We start from the raw sequence: 13,840 nt of genomic DNA, 5'->3' as shown, positions 1-13,840 counted from the left end.
TTATGAGTCCAGGTCCTTGGCAATTACTGATTTTATTACTCATTATCGTGCTACTTTTTGGTAGTAAGCGCCTACGAAACCTCGGTTCAGACGTTGGCAGTGCTGTACGCGGCTTTAAAAAGTCAGTGAGTGACGAACCTAAAAAGGATGACGACGCTAACGAAGACGGTGAGCCAACCAAAAACCTGAAGCAAAACCAACAAACGGAAAGCACAACCAGCGAATCCGAGAAAGATAAGAACGCCTAATTTTTTATGTTCGATATTGGATTTTGGGAGTTGCTGGTCATTATCGTGGTCGGTCTATTAGTGCTAGGGCCCGAGCGCTTGCCGTCTGCTTTGCGTGGCGTTCAGCGAGGTATAGCGAAAGTAAAGTCGTTCTCTCAAAACGTACAAAATGAGCTTGATCATGAACTCAGAGTTAAAGAGCTACACGAGCATTTACGTAAGTTCGAGCAAGAAGGCAAAGATTTTCACGAATTAAGTCCTGAGTTACAGCGTTCAATCGTTGAGTTACAAAATGCCGCAGCTGACGTTCAGCGCCCCTACCAAGCGGCAAAAGAATCTGATACTGAGCCTAAAAAGCATGACTGATTCGCCTCTCCTTAGTCACCTTATCGAGCTTCGTAAACGCTTGCTCAGAGCTGTCATCGCGGTCGTTGTTGTATTTGCTGGATTGGCGTATTTCGCGAAGGATCTTTATCGCCTTCTTGCTGACCCGCTTATCCGCTATTTGCCGGAAGGGTCGCAAATGATAGCAACGAATGTAGCAGCACCCTTTTTCACGCCTTTCAAGCTGACCTTTGTGGTTGCCTTTGCTTTAGCTATCCCTGTCATTTTATGGCAAATATGGGCTTTTATTGCGCCGGGTTTATACAAAAAAGAAAAGCGCTTTGTTGTGCCGCTCTTAGCCAGTAGCACCTTGCTGTTCTATCTGGGGGTCGCGTTTGCGTACTTCGTTGTGTTGCCGCTCGCCATGAGCTTCTTTATGGCAGCGGCACCCGATGACATTCAGGTTGCTACAGATATTTCCAACTATCTCGATTTCGTTTTGGCGATTTTTGTCGCTTTCGGTATCGCATTTGAGACTCCTGTCGCTATCTTTTTACTTATTTTGTCGGGCGTCGCGTCACCGGCTAGTTTACGTAAAAAAAGGCCATACGTTATTGTCGCGGCCTTCACTATCGGTATGTTGTTGACACCCCCAGACGTTATCTCACAAACGCTAATGGCGATACCAATGTGGCTATTGTTTGAGCTTGGTCTTATTATTGGAAGCTGGTATAAACCCAAATTGAACGATAATTAAATTAAAGTGGGCTTTATGGAATGGTTCGATGCGGGCGTAAATCTGACACATACTCGGCTTCATCGCCAACTTGAGTCCGTTATTACGCGAGCACGTGCGGCCGGCGTGAGTCATCAACTTGTTATTGCAACCGATATTGCTGAAGCGCATGCAGCGATCGAGCTGTGTGAACGCTTTCCTGACTCATTGTATACGACCGTGGGTGTTCACCCGCATGAAGCTGATAACGCGCCAACAGACCTTCAGTCTCAACTCTTTGAATTAGCCCAATCTCCATTTGTTAAAGCCATTGGCGAATGTGGCTTGGATTTTAATCGCAACTTCGCAAGCTCAGCAAATCAAAAGCGTGTATTTATTCAACAGATCGAGGTGGCCAATGAGTTATCTTTGCCACTTTATCTCCATGAGCGTGATGCGCTGGAAGAACAAATTAGTCTACTCGACCGTTACGCGAAGCCCAAGTTGCCACGACTGACTCATTGCTTTACAGGCGGGCATAAGGCCTTAGATGCCTATAACGAACGTGGACATTGCTTTGGTCTAACGGGCTGGCTGTGTGATGAACGCAGAAATCAAGAATTATTGTCAGTATTGCCTGCGTTGCCAAAACAACGAACGGTTCTTGAGACCGATGCACCTTTTCTACTGCCGCGAAATATTCGCCCGCGACCGCGAGATAATGAACCCGCTTATCTGCCCTACGTCGGCGAGGCACTGGCTGAAAGCTGGTGTATGAGCGTAACAGAGGTTGCACAATTGACGACCGCTAACGCCTTACGTTTGTTCGCACTTGACAACTATTCGAGTTGAATATGACGCGATGGTCCTCGATCGTTTTATTTTTGGTGGTGATTGCCGCAACTGTTTTGTGGTTTGTGTTTTCATCGCTCACTATGGACCAACGTCGGAGCTCAGAAGCCTTAAATATTGAGTACTTTAGTACGCCGGAATCGTTAAGTATCGAAGCGGTGAAGGCGCGCTCAGATGAAAATTGGCATGTGCTCAATGGATCACGCGGCTCATTCGGCTATACCGATGATCACTACTGGTTAACCTTTAACATTAGCGACGTCGATTATGATCGCGTGCTATACATGGCGTATCCATTACTCGATTCAATTCACATCCACTGGTTTTCCAATGACGGTTTAATTGAATACAACCTAGGTGATAAGCAACCGTTTTTTCAACGAGCGGTATTAATTTCTGATTTCGCGATTCCAGTACCGGCGAATCAAACCGGCGAGGTTTTCATCGAAGTTGTGACATCAAGTTCAATGCGTGTTCCTGTTTCGTTGATGTCGGAAGCCGACTTTTTTGATGCCAAGCTACAGCGACGGCTTGTAGAGGGTCTCTATTTTGGCGTGCTTTTTTGTATGACCGTGTATAACTTATTTGGGTTCATCGCTTCACGTGAACCTGAATTTGGCATCTATTCTTTATATACGATCTTCTTCGGTGGTTTAATGCTGAGTCTTGATGGACTTGGTTTCCGGTATTTATGGCCCAACTGGCTGTACCTGCAAGACAAAGGTATACCGATATTTGGGAGTTTGACGCTGTTAACGGCTGCGTTATTTGCCTATCAATTATTACGACTTAAGAACTATCGACGAACGTTAGCGCGTGGTCTTTTTATCATGGCGGGTTTGGCTTTGGTTAGTCTGGCTGTTGGTGCTTTCAGTAGCTATAAAGTCGGTATCCATGCGCTACTCGCATTAGCCGTACCCGGCTGCCTTTATTTATTGATTATTGGCGTCTACTTATGGAAAAAAGGTCTAATTTACGCGCGCATGTTCACCATTGCATGGGGCGCATTACTTCTCTCCGTGATGGTCAACTCGTTGGGCTACCTTGGCATTATCGACAGTATGTTTATCCAGCGTCACGCTATCATGCTGGGCTCTGGTTTAGAAATTTTGTTGCTCTCGTGGGTTTTGGCGGTGCGTTATAACGAGCAACGGCGAGAACGTTTGATTGCACAACAGCGTTACAATGAGGAGCTTGAAACACGTGTAGAGGAGCGAACATTTGAGTTAGAAATCACGTTACGAGAGCTACAAGAAGCGAATAACGAGTTAGAGCAACGTAACTTAGAAGACCCTTTGACAGGTCTACATAATCGTCGTTATTTTACTCAGCAAATTGAACGAGAGTATCGTCGTAGCCGCCGTAATCAAAGGCCGATGTGCCTATTGATGATCGATATTGATAAATTTAAGGCAGTGAATGATACCTACGGTCATGGCGTCGGCGACGATATCTTGCAGGCTGTGAGTACGGAACTGCGTAAGCAAGCACGTCGCCCTACCGATGCAGTCTGCCGCTATGGTGGTGAAGAATTTGCTTTCATTTTAGCGGAAACAGACCTTCAGAACGGTTTGGTGTTCGCTGAGCGGTTGGTTAAGCACATTAGGCAATGTGTGTTTTCGACACGTGACGGCGAGCACTCAATAACTATCAGTGCGGGAGTTGCAGCGATAGACAATACGCGCGATCATAGTGTGCACGATTTATTTACTGCGGCAGACTCGGCGCTGTACAAAGCCAAGCGCGAGGGCCGTGATCAAGTTGTAACAACGTCCATTGAGGAGTAACCGTCATGTCGACGAATGGCAATTTTCCACGCACGCGTATGCGTCGCAATCGCGTATCTGATTTTAGACGCCGGTTGGTCGCAGAGAGCTCGCTCACGGTAAATGATTTAATTTATCCCGTGTTTGTTTTAGAGGGAGAGCAGCAACGCGAAGCAGTTCCCTCGATGCCCGGTGTGGAACGTAAGTCCATTGACTTGTTGCTCGATGAATGCGCTGAATTGGTAGAGCTTGGGGTTCCGCTGGTGGCGTTATTTCCCGTTACGCCCGCGTCAGTAAAGTCAGAAATGGCTGAAGCTGCATATGATGACGATGGTCTTGCCCAACGTGCAGTGCGTGCAATTAAAGCCAAATTCCCGCAGTTAGGTGTGATGACCGATGTCGCTCTCGATCCGTTTACCACCCACGGGCAAGATGGCATTATCGACGAGTCGGGTTACGTATTGAATGATATAACCACAGAGGTATTGGTTAAACAAGCGTTGTCCCATGCACGAGCAGGTGCAGATATGGTCGCGCCTTCAGACATGATGGATGGACGTATTGGCGCCATCCGCGACGCTCTAGAACGTGAGGGTTTCTCGAACACACAAATCATGGCTTATTCAGCGAAATACGCCAGTGCATTTTATGGGCCGTTCCGGGATGCAGTGGGATCAGCAGGTAACCTTAAAGGCGGCGACAAGAAAACCTATCAAATGGACCCGGCTAACCGTCTCGAAGCGTTGCATGAGATTGCGCTGGATATCGAAGAAGGTGCCGATATGGTGATGGTCAAACCCGGTATGCCGTACTTAGATATTGTCCGCGAAGTCAAAGATCAATTTAAAGTGCCGACGTTTGCTTATCAAGTGAGTGGCGAATACGCGATGCTACAGGCAGCAATTGAGAACGGTTGGCTAGCGAACGATGTCGTGCAGGAAAGTTTGCTCGCATTTAAGCGTGCCGGTGCAGACGGTATTCTCACCTATTTTGCGAAACAGGTTGCGCGCGAGTTAGCGTAGCGCTAATTGCTCATTGGGCTGAGAGATTTCAGCGAGTAGCCCTTCACGTAAAGCGCCATTGGTGATCTCAATGGCGTTTATCCCCAATTGTTCGACGAGGGTAGCCAAAATCACCAGGCCACCTAAGAAAATGGGTTTACGATCCTCGCGTAGACCCAATAATGTTAGGTTTTTTACTGCGCCTGATTGAATACATCTTGAAACCAAAGAGGTTAGATAGTCGCTGTCGATGGTATCTTGCTGATTCGCCTGAGCGATTTCGTGCACTGCTCTGAAGGTGCCTGATGCACCAATGACGCGTTTCCAGCCAAGACGCTTAAATGCGTGTTGGTAGTGACTGAGTTGATTACGCACTTGTGCTTGCGCGGACTCGATACGACTCCGAGTGATAATACCTTCAGGAAAATAATTATTTTGAAATACGACACAACCCATATCAAAGCTGTGCAATAGCTGGGGGGTTTTATCGTGGCCCGCAATGATTTCCGTACTCGCACCGCCAATATCAATGACCAACGTGTCACCGCGACTGCGCGCTGTTGAGGTCACACCTGCGTATATCAGTTCTGCCTCGCGTAACCCACTAATTATCTCGATAGGAAATTTCAACGCAGTTTCGAGCGCGAGCAGGACATCCGATTGGTTATTCGCTTGGCGCATCGCCGCTGTTGCGACGGCTTTAACAGTGCTCGCACCGAACTGAACGATCTCATCATGAAACAGATTCAAGCACGCCTTAGCTCGATCTATACCTTGTTGGCTGATGTTTCGAGAGGCATCAAAGCCATCGGCTAAACGCACTTTTTGCTTTACGCGTTTGATGATACGAGGAGAATCAACACCGCCGCGCGTTACCATTTCAGCCAAGAGTAAGTGAAAACTGTTGGAACCTAAATCAATGGCAGCAATGCGGCGGTTATTTGAGGTCATGTTAGTTCTTAGGACCTCGATGCTTGTTATTACGGTTACGATTACGGTTATTAGGATGTGGCCCACGGCGGCGACGATTTTGATTTCGAGGACGTTTTAAATCCGTCAGAATCGCGGTCTCGTCGTATTTCGTAACCGGGATCGTATGACCAATATAGTCTTCAATCGCAGGCAAGTTATATACATACTCTTCGCATGCAAGACTAACAGCTGCGCCACTCGCTCCCGCACGACCTGTTCGACCGATACGGTGTACATAGTCTTCGCAGTCGTCTGGTAAGTCGAAATTATAAACGTGCGTAACTTCTGGGATGTGGAGTCCGCGTGCTGCGACGTCCGTTGCCACTAAAATATCGAGGTGCCCCTCGGCAAAGTCATCCAAAATTTTCAGGCGTTTCTTTTGTGGTACATCGCCCGTTAACAGGCCCACCCGATGACCGTTAATGTCGAGCCATTGATAAACTTTGTCGCAACCATGCTTGGTGTTGGCAAATACGATAGCGCGATCAGGCCAGTCTTCCTCAATCAATGTCAGCAACAGCGGCATCTTATCGTACTTAGACGGATAAAATAGCTCCTCCGAAATACGTACGCCGGTTTTCTGTTGAGGCTCCACCTCGACTTTGGTAGGCGCATTCATATGCTCATACGCCAGTTCCTGTACGCGATAAGATAAAGTCGCTGAGAACAACAAATTGAGTCGCTCACTAGGGTCAGGCATTGCTTTAAGCAAATAACGAATGTCGTTGATAAAGCCTAAGTCGAACATCCTATCGGCTTCATCAAGTACGACTACCTCGATGTTATCGAGAGGGAATAAGCTTTGCTTATAGAAGTCAATAATCCGACCCGTTGTGCCAATGATGATGTCGGGCTTATCTGCTAATTGCTGCTGCTGCGCCTCATAACCCTCACCACCATAAATAACGGCCGTTTTCAGCTCGCATGTTTGTGTAAGAATTTTCGCATCATTGGCAATTTGTATCGCAAGTTCACGCGTCGGTGCCATAATGATAGCGCGGGGACCCGCCTCAGACGATTTTTGCGATTGCATTAATCGGTTGAAAGTTGCTAACAAAAATGCCAAGGTTTTGCCGGTACCTGTTTGGGCTTGGCCTGCTACATCCTGATTAGAGAGCGCCACTGGTAGGCTAAGTGCTTGAATAGGCGTGCAATTTTCAAATCCTGCAGACGTGAGAGCCTGTTGGATTTTGTCATGCAAACCCAGCGTTTCGAATCGAGTTTCAGTTAAATGTGTTTTATTCATAGGTTATAAGCATATCAGTTTGCGCTTGTAATCAAAAACAGAAATAATATCATCATACACACATTAGTCGCGAAAAGAGTAGCGGAGATTAACATGAGTGAAGTAATTGTTCAGCTTAGCGATGACAGCTTTGAAGCAGATGTCATCAATTCTGATAAACCTGTTTTAGTAGACTTTTGGGCAGAATGGTGCGGTCCTTGTAAAATGATTGCGCCTATTTTAGACGACATCTCTAAAGACTACGAAGGTCGTTTGACCATCGGCAAGCTGAACGTAGACCATAACGATCAGACTCCACCAAAATATGGTATTCGTGGTATTCCCACGTTGCTGTTGTTCAAAAACGGTGAAGTGGTTGCAACCAAAGTAGGTGCGTTGTCTCGAGCTCAATTAACTGAGTTTCTTGATCAACACATCTAATTGATCGTAAAAAACGGCGTCTAAGACGCCGTTTTTTAATTTTTATGGCCTAAAAACTGGACGAATCCGAAGTTTGGTGTTAGGTTTTGCTCATTAACTGAGCATCGAGGCAATGTGCGCTAGTCATTGCACGCAAAATAAGTCTTTCTTGACTCGATTTCCAACCGCTCGGAATCCAAATTTCAAATTTTAATGTAACCCTAACTTATAACCTAAGCGAGTCCTTACCGACTTTGTGATGAATCGATAATTCGAAACCCTCCTATGAATCTGACTGAACTTAAAAATAAACCTGTAAATGAATTAGTAGAACTAGCCGATAGCATGGGCCTTGAAAACATGGCTCGTCTGCGTAAACAAGACATTATCTTCGCGATTTTAAAGGCGCACGCCAAAAGTGGTGAGGATATATACGGCGGTGGTGTCCTAGAAATATTGCAAGATGGCTTTGGCTTTTTACGCTCAGCCGATTCTTCATATCTCGCAGGACCCGATGACATTTATGTCTCGCCGAGTCAGATCCGACGCTTTAATTTACGCACCGGTGATACGATTGGCGGTAAGATCCGTCCTCCGAAAGACAGCGAACGCTACTTTGCTCTACTAAAAATCCGTGAAGTTAATTTTGATAAACCAGAAAACTCACGTAATAAGATCCTTTTCGAAAACCTGACGCCTCTTCATGCGAATGAGCGCTTCCATCTTGAACGTGGTAACGGCAGTACTGAAGACATTACTGCACGCGTGCTCGATTTATCAGCACCTATCGGTAAAGGTCAGCGTGGTCTTATCGTTGCACCGCCTAAGGCGGGTAAAACCATGTTGCTGCAAAACATTGCAACGTCGTTAGCAGCCAATCACCCTGAAGCGGAACTCATCGTATTGTTGATTGATGAACGTCCAGAAGAAGTGACCGAAATGCATCGCTTGGTTAAAGGCGAAGTGGTTGCGTCGACGTTTGATGAACCGGCAAACCGTCACGTGCAGGTTGCGGAGATGGTGATTGAGAAAGCTAAGCGTCTAGTTGAACACAAAAAAGATGTGGTTATCTTGCTCGACTCAATCACGCGTTTAGCGCGTGCTTATAACACCGTGATTCCTAGTTCAGGTAAAGTACTGACCGGTGGTGTTGATGCCAATGCGTTACATAAGCCTAAGCGCTTCTTTGGCGCTGCCCGTAATGTCGAGGAAGGCGGTAGCTTAACCATTATTGCGACTGCACTGATTGATACTGGCTCGAAGATGGATGAAGTCATCTACGAAGAGTTTAAAGGTACCGGTAACATGGAGCTGCACTTAAACCGTAAGCTTGCAGAGCGCCGTGTATTCCCAGCGATTGACTTTAACCGCTCTGGTACTCGTCGTGAGGAACTACTTACATCTCAAGACGAACTGCAGAAGATGTGGATACTACGTAAGATCATGAACCCGATGGGTGAAGTTGAGGCCATGGAGTTCTTAATCGATCGTCTGCAAATGACCAAAACCAACGACGAGTTCTTTGAGTCAATGAAGCGTCAACGCAATAGTTAACCTATGAAATATCAAGATCTGCGTGATTTTATTCAGCAGCTTGAGGCGAAAGGTGAACTCAAGCGTATTCAACACGAGATCGATCCATACTTAGAAATGACAGAAATTGCCGACCGCACGCTAAAAGCGGGCGGGCCGGCATTGTTATTTGAGAATGTGAAAGGTCACTCGATTCCTGTGCTCGCCAATTTGTTTGGTACGCCTGACCGTGTCGCTATGGGTATGGGACAAACATCGGTCACTGCACTGCGTGATGTCGGTAAGCTACTGGCTTTTTTGAAAGAGCCTGAACCCCCTAAAGGCTTCAAAGACGCGCTAAATCTATTACCCACGTACAAAAAAGTGCTGAGCATGGCACCTAAGTCGATTAAAAAGGCGCCGTGCCAAGAAGTGGTTGTAGAGGGTGATGACGTTGACTTGACCCAGTTGCCTATTCAACATTGTTGGCCAGGTGATGCAGCACCTTTAATTACGTGGGGTTTAACGATTACCCGAGGTCCGCACAAAGAGCGTCAGAACTTGGGTATTTACCGCCAACAGGTACTTGGCAAAAATAAGCTCATCATGCGTTGGTTGTCGCACCGTGGCGGTGCCTTAGACTTTCAAGAGTGGTGTCAGCAAAATCCGGGTGAACGGTTTCCTGTGTCGGTCGCTTTGGGCGCTGATCCTGCAACAATTTTGGGGGCGGTCACGCCGGTTCCAGACAGTTTATCGGAGTATGCTTTTGCTGGCTTGTTACGCGATAGTCGTACGCAAGTGACTCAGAGTGTAAGCAACGACTTACAAGTGCCGGCTCACGCTGAGATGATCTTAGAAGGCTATATTGAGCCGGGAGAAATGGCGCCGGAAGGACCTTACGGCGACCATACAGGTTATTACAACGAGGTGGATGAGTTCCCTGTATTTACAGTGACTCATATTACACATCGTAAAGACCCTATCTACCACAGCACCTATACCGGGCGTCCGCCGGATGAACCTGCCGTATTGGGTGTTGCATTGAACGAAGTGTTTATTCCGCTTTTACAAAAACAGTTTCCAGAAATAGTCGACTTTTATTTACCGCCCGAAGGTTGCTCGTATCGATTGGCCGTTGTGACCATGAAAAAGCAATACCCCGGTCATGCAAAGCGTGTGATGATGGGTGTTTGGTCTTTTTTACGACAATTCATGTATACCAAGTTTGTCATCGTGTGTGACGATGATGTCAACGCGCGCGACTGGAAGGACGTAATTTGGGCGATGACAACGCGTATGGATCCAGCGCGAGATACGACGATGGTTGAGCATACGCCAATTGACTATTTAGACTTTGCTTCACCGGTTTCGGGTCTAGGCTCAAAAATGGGTCTCGATGCCACGAATAAGTGGCCCGGGGAGACTAATCGTGAGTGGGGCGAACCCATCGTGATGAGCGAAGCAGTCAAGCAGCGCGTGGATTCGCTGTGGGATGAATTAAATATTTTGGAGAAGTAAATGTCGCAAGTGATGCACTGTAAAGCGCATGTGAGCCGTCAGTTAGCAGAGCACGTCTGGGAAGTCAGTGTGACCTTACCTGAGGCGACAAAATTTGAAGCGGGTCAGTACTTAATGGTGGTGATGGGCGAGCGAGATAAACGGCCGTTTAGCATTGCGTCTGCACCGACTGCGCATAAAGAATGGTTACTTCATATTGGCGCGCCACCGGATAACAGCTACGCGACAGAAGTATTGGATGTTGTAAAAGATAAAGGCGAACTCACCATTGAAGCACCGGCGGGTGAGGCTGTATTTAAGTCCGATCGTGCTGGAGATACGGTGTTGATTGCCGGAGGTACGGGCTTCTCTTACACATATTCTATTTTGCAAAAATTGCTGACAGATGGCTTAGATAAACCTGTTTATTTCTATTGGGGCGCAAAGTCGGCGGATGACCTTTATTTGCATAAGGAGCTGCAGGCATTAGCAACTCAACATCCATTATTTACTTACCATCCTGTGGTCGAAGAGGCGCCGCAGGGTTGGGCTTATGGCGTTGGTTTAGTCCATCACGAAGTCATGGCTCAGCAGCCGAATTTGTCTGAATGTCAGATTTATATGGCTGGGCGTTTTGAAATGGTTCGTGTCATTCGTGATGATTTTACGGCACGTGATGTGCCAATGGAAAATATGCACGGTGACGCGTTGGCATTCATCTAGGTTTGCCAATTTTAAACAAGGCGTTATACTAGCGCCCGAGTACCAAGGGGTGCCTTTTTAGGCTGAGATGCGAAAGCGAACCCTTTTTACCTGATCCGGTTAATACTGGCGTAGGGATGGTAAAGTCTCGCATACAATGAGTGAATAACCTCCTTCAGTATCAGTCTCTGACTGATCCAACCGGGTCGTTTCTTTGCAGTCAATAAGGGAAATGATCCATGCATAACAACAGTTTTAAACTATCTGCGCTTCTGATCGGTGTGCTGAGCAGCACTTCTGTTTGGGCACAAGACACCAACGAAACCACTATTGATGAATCCATTGAGGTGGTCGGTGACTTTCAAAAGCAGACCATCACACAAACCACTCGCAGCATCGCCATTGTTGATGAAAACTCAATGCATCAACGCGCATCACGTCACTTGCAGGACGTCTTGAACTCGGTTGCTAACGTCAATTTTTCGGGTGGCTCCAGTACGGCACGTTTCATCCAGATCCGCGGTATCGGCGAACGTTCGCAATTTGTTGATGCAATTAATCCATCGGTCGGCTTAGTCATTGATGGCATCGACTATTCTGGGTTGGGTTCTGCAGCGACATTATTCGATGTCGGACAAGTGGAAGTTTACCGTGGTCCACAAAGTGGGCGCTTTGGCGTTAACGGGCTGGCGGGTATGGTGTTGCTCGAGTCGAATCAGCCCACCGAGGTTACCAGTGGTGAGTGGCTAATCGGTGTGGGTAACTACTCTGAAAGCACATTGGCCGGCGCTGTGGGTGGTTCCTTGGGCGCGTTGGGCAATGCACGCTTATCCCTCATGCAATTCGACCAAGATGGCTACACCGAAAATACCTTTCTAAACCGCGATGATACTGAGCAACGTGATGAATTTACTGCGCGCTTAAGCATCGATACCCAGCTCGGGCAAGATTGGCTTTTAAAAACGCGTATCCATAAAATGGATATTGATAATGGCTACGATGCCTTTAGTTTAGAGAACGACCGCACCACCTTATCTGATGAACCTGGGTTTGATCGTTTGGATTCAACGGCAGGGCGATTACAGCTGGATTACAGCGGCTTTGAAAAATTCACGATTGAAACCGCGGTTAACGTGCTCAGCGCTGACAAAGACTACGCATTTGATGAAGACTGGACTTATGTCGGCATCGCTCCAGGTTGGGAGTACTCTTCTTTTGACGCGTATTATCGTGAGCGAGACGATGTAACTGCTGAAGTTCGTTTTACATCGGATGCACCCATTAACCTGTGGGGCTTGCCAACAGACTGGACGGTCGGTGTTTACTATTACAGCAAAGACGTGAACCTGACCCGTGATTACTATAATTGGGACATTGGTTCACCAAGTATTTTCGGCAGTAGTTACGAAACTCAAAACCAAGCGATCTATGGCGAGCTTGTCCAACAAGTCAAAGATAACTGGAGCTGGATTGGTGGTTTGCGTATCGAACGTTACGACAATGACTATGTTGATAGTAACGGAGTGGTTGCAGAGCCTAGCGATACCATGGTTGGTGGAAATCTGAGTTTACGGTATCAATATGCACCGCAAAGTTATGCTTATGCCACGCTCGCACGCGGTTATAAAGCGGGTGGTGTTAATGGTGAGGCGTTAGGGCGCGCGAAAGACCAACAACTTGACGAACTTGAAGCCTATTTACTCGATCGTGCGACTTTTGCCCCTGAAATATTGTGGAATGCGGAAGTGGGTATGAAGGCCACACGCAGCGATTGGAGTTATCGGGTGGCGGCGTTTTACAACTGGCGTGATGATGTGCAGCTCAAGAGCTGGGTAAATCGCAATCAGTCGTTCGTAGGTTACATTGAGAACGCCGCACAAGGCAGTAACTATGGGTTAGAAGCCGAGCTAAGATACCGTTTGAGTGATTCCATCAGTGCGTTTGCATCACTGGGCTGGTTGGATACGGAAATCGATGGCTTCGTCACCGAAGATGGAAGGGATATGAGTGGACGCGATCAAGCTCACGCACCTAACTACCAAGCCAACATTGGCTTAGAGGGACAACTGACGAATGCGTTGAGCTGGAGCGTTCAAACCGATCTAAAAGATGGCTTTTACTTCTCTAACTCACACAATCAACAAGCGGATAGTATGGCCTTGCTGCACGCGCAACTTAATTACGATTGGAACCAGTGGCGTTTTACCCTTTGGGGACGTAACTTAACCGATGAAGACTACGAAATTCGAGGTTTCTATTTTGGTAACGACCCGCGCGATGAATACGTGACGGAAACCTACGTCCAATATGGTGAGCCGCGTCGATTTGGCCTTACCGCACGTTACACATTTTAAGGAGGTTGTATGCCATTTTCTGCAGAACTCTCGCTCTATCCGCTTGCAAATAATTACTTAGAGGTGATTCAAGCGTTTATCGATAGGCTGAATGAGTATCCTGATTTAACGGTGCTCACTAACACGATGAGTACACAAGTATTTGGTGACCTTGAGGTGGTCATGGGCGCCCTAACAAAGGAGCTCAACTGGTTATACGATCGGGTGCCATCGCAAGTTCTTGTTTGTAAGTTTATCAATAAAGACCTGACCCCTGACCATGTTAAGTGAGTT

Annotated in this window: 14 protein-coding genes and 1 riboswitch; of the genes, 12 read left to right on the top strand and 2 right to left on the bottom strand. The window is 47.1% G+C overall.

Annotation, left to right across the window (positions count from 1 at the left end; translation table 11 throughout):
* Positions 1 to 2 precede the first annotated feature (2 nt).
* The 6 genes from tatA to hemB are packed head-to-tail and all read left to right on the top strand — an operon-like array spanning position 3 to position 4,906.
* Complete coding sequence (gene tatA, locus AWU56_RS07035) at positions 3 to 248, top strand: twin-arginine translocase TatA/TatE family subunit (protein ID WP_006954433.1); 246 nt, start codon at positions 3 to 5, stop codon at positions 246 to 248.
* A gap of 6 nt (positions 249 to 254) precedes the next feature.
* On the top strand, positions 255 to 593 hold the full coding sequence (gene tatB / locus AWU56_RS07030) for a Sec-independent protein translocase protein TatB (protein ID WP_006954432.1): 339 nt from the start codon (positions 255 to 257) through the stop codon (positions 591 to 593).
* Positions 586 to 1,308: a twin-arginine translocase subunit TatC gene (gene tatC, locus AWU56_RS07025; protein ID WP_272977626.1), complete on the top strand. Its 723-nt coding sequence runs from the start codon at positions 586 to 588 to the stop codon at positions 1,306 to 1,308. Before tatB ends, tatC begins: the two co-directional genes overlap by 8 nt.
* A gap of 15 nt (positions 1,309 to 1,323) precedes the next feature.
* Positions 1,324 to 2,118 (top strand): TatD family hydrolase, encoded by a 795-nt coding sequence (locus AWU56_RS07020; RefSeq protein WP_272977627.1) that lies wholly within the window; start codon positions 1,324 to 1,326, stop codon positions 2,116 to 2,118.
* A 2-nt stretch (positions 2,119 to 2,120) separates the two neighbouring features.
* Positions 2,121 to 3,905, top strand: coding sequence for a sensor domain-containing diguanylate cyclase (locus AWU56_RS07015; protein ID WP_286682113.1), 1,785 nt, complete (start codon positions 2,121 to 2,123; stop codon positions 3,903 to 3,905).
* A gap of 5 nt (positions 3,906 to 3,910) precedes the next feature.
* On the top strand, positions 3,911 to 4,906 hold the full coding sequence (gene hemB, locus AWU56_RS07010; protein WP_006954428.1) for a porphobilinogen synthase: 996 nt from the start codon (positions 3,911 to 3,913) through the stop codon (positions 4,904 to 4,906).
* Here hemB and AWU56_RS07005 read toward each other — a convergent pair.
* Together AWU56_RS07005 and rhlB are read right to left on the bottom strand one after the other, a co-directional pair.
* Positions 4,898 to 5,836 (bottom strand): Ppx/GppA family phosphatase, encoded by a 939-nt coding sequence (locus AWU56_RS07005; RefSeq protein ID WP_286682112.1) that lies wholly within the window; start codon positions 5,834 to 5,836, stop codon positions 4,898 to 4,900. The genes hemB and AWU56_RS07005 overlap by 9 nt on opposite strands.
* A 1-nt stretch (position 5,837) precedes the next feature.
* The gene (gene rhlB / locus AWU56_RS07000; RefSeq protein ID WP_286682111.1) at positions 5,838 to 7,103 is read right to left on the bottom strand and encodes an ATP-dependent RNA helicase RhlB; all 1,266 of its coding nucleotides are present in this window, start codon (positions 7,101 to 7,103) and stop codon (positions 5,838 to 5,840) included.
* 93 nt (positions 7,104 to 7,196) lie between these two features.
* Here rhlB and trxA point away from each other — a divergent pair, with 93 nt between their 5' ends.
* The 6 genes from trxA (at position 7,197) to AWU56_RS06970 (ending at position 13,837) form a co-directional block, all read left to right on the top strand.
* Positions 7,197 to 7,523 (top strand): thioredoxin TrxA, encoded by a 327-nt coding sequence (trxA, locus tag AWU56_RS06995; RefSeq protein WP_006954425.1) that lies wholly within the window; start codon positions 7,197 to 7,199, stop codon positions 7,521 to 7,523.
* A gap of 264 nt (positions 7,524 to 7,787) precedes the next feature.
* On the top strand, positions 7,788 to 9,056 hold the full coding sequence (gene rho, locus AWU56_RS06990) for a transcription termination factor Rho (RefSeq protein ID WP_006954424.1): 1,269 nt from the start codon (positions 7,788 to 7,790) through the stop codon (positions 9,054 to 9,056).
* Positions 9,057 to 9,059: 3 nt separating this feature from the next.
* The gene (gene ubiD / locus AWU56_RS06985; RefSeq protein WP_286682110.1) at positions 9,060 to 10,532 is read left to right on the top strand and encodes a 4-hydroxy-3-polyprenylbenzoate decarboxylase; all 1,473 of its coding nucleotides are present in this window, start codon (positions 9,060 to 9,062) and stop codon (positions 10,530 to 10,532) included.
* Positions 10,533 to 11,234, top strand: a complete 702-nt coding sequence (gene fre, locus AWU56_RS06980; RefSeq protein WP_286682109.1) for an NAD(P)H-flavin reductase — start codon at positions 10,533 to 10,535, stop codon at positions 11,232 to 11,234.
* Between the two features lie 35 nt (positions 11,235 to 11,269).
* A riboswitch (TPP riboswitch) is annotated at positions 11,270 to 11,368 on the top strand.
* Between the two features lie 84 nt (positions 11,369 to 11,452).
* The gene (locus AWU56_RS06975; RefSeq protein ID WP_286682108.1) at positions 11,453 to 13,567 is read left to right on the top strand and encodes a TonB-dependent receptor; all 2,115 of its coding nucleotides are present in this window, start codon (positions 11,453 to 11,455) and stop codon (positions 13,565 to 13,567) included.
* A gap of 9 nt (positions 13,568 to 13,576) precedes the next feature.
* Positions 13,577 to 13,837 (top strand): hypothetical protein, encoded by a 261-nt coding sequence (locus AWU56_RS06970; protein ID WP_006954420.1) that lies wholly within the window; start codon positions 13,577 to 13,579, stop codon positions 13,835 to 13,837.
* The last annotated feature ends 3 nt before the right edge of the window (positions 13,838 to 13,840 follow it).

Source organism: Idiomarina sp. T82-3, from assembly GCF_001577655.1.
GTDB lineage: Bacteria > Pseudomonadota > Gammaproteobacteria > Enterobacterales > Alteromonadaceae > Idiomarina > Idiomarina baltica.
This window is presented reverse-complemented; position numbering and strand designations above follow the sequence as displayed.

Excerpts from the sequence above, each read along its gene's own strand:
- tatA (WP_006954433.1), top strand. The coding sequence starts at position 3 with ATGAGTCCAGGTCCTTGGCAATTACTGATTTTATTACTCATTATCGTG.
- tatB (WP_006954432.1), top strand. The coding sequence starts at position 255 with ATGTTCGATATTGGATTTTGGGAGTTGCTGGTCATTATCGTGGTCGGT.
- tatC (WP_272977626.1), top strand. The coding sequence starts at position 586 with ATGACTGATTCGCCTCTCCTTAGTCACCTTATCGAGCTTCGTAAACGC.
- AWU56_RS07020 (WP_272977627.1), top strand. The coding sequence starts at position 1,324 with ATGGAATGGTTCGATGCGGGCGTAAATCTGACACATACTCGGCTTCAT.
- AWU56_RS07015 (WP_286682113.1), top strand. The coding sequence starts at position 2,121 with ATGACGCGATGGTCCTCGATCGTTTTATTTTTGGTGGTGATTGCCGCA.
- hemB (WP_006954428.1), top strand. The coding sequence starts at position 3,911 with ATGTCGACGAATGGCAATTTTCCACGCACGCGTATGCGTCGCAATCGC.
- AWU56_RS07005 (WP_286682112.1), bottom strand. The coding sequence starts at position 5,836 with ATGACCTCAAATAACCGCCGCATTGCTGCCATTGATTTAGGTTCCAAC.
- rhlB (WP_286682111.1), bottom strand. The coding sequence starts at position 7,103 with ATGAATAAAACACATTTAACTGAAACTCGATTCGAAACGCTGGGTTTG.
- trxA (WP_006954425.1), top strand. The coding sequence starts at position 7,197 with ATGAGTGAAGTAATTGTTCAGCTTAGCGATGACAGCTTTGAAGCAGAT.
- rho (WP_006954424.1), top strand. The coding sequence starts at position 7,788 with ATGAATCTGACTGAACTTAAAAATAAACCTGTAAATGAATTAGTAGAA.
- ubiD (WP_286682110.1), top strand. The coding sequence starts at position 9,060 with ATGAAATATCAAGATCTGCGTGATTTTATTCAGCAGCTTGAGGCGAAA.
- fre (WP_286682109.1), top strand. The coding sequence starts at position 10,533 with ATGTCGCAAGTGATGCACTGTAAAGCGCATGTGAGCCGTCAGTTAGCA.
- AWU56_RS06975 (WP_286682108.1), top strand. The coding sequence starts at position 11,453 with ATGCATAACAACAGTTTTAAACTATCTGCGCTTCTGATCGGTGTGCTG.
- AWU56_RS06970 (WP_006954420.1), top strand. The coding sequence starts at position 13,577 with ATGCCATTTTCTGCAGAACTCTCGCTCTATCCGCTTGCAAATAATTAC.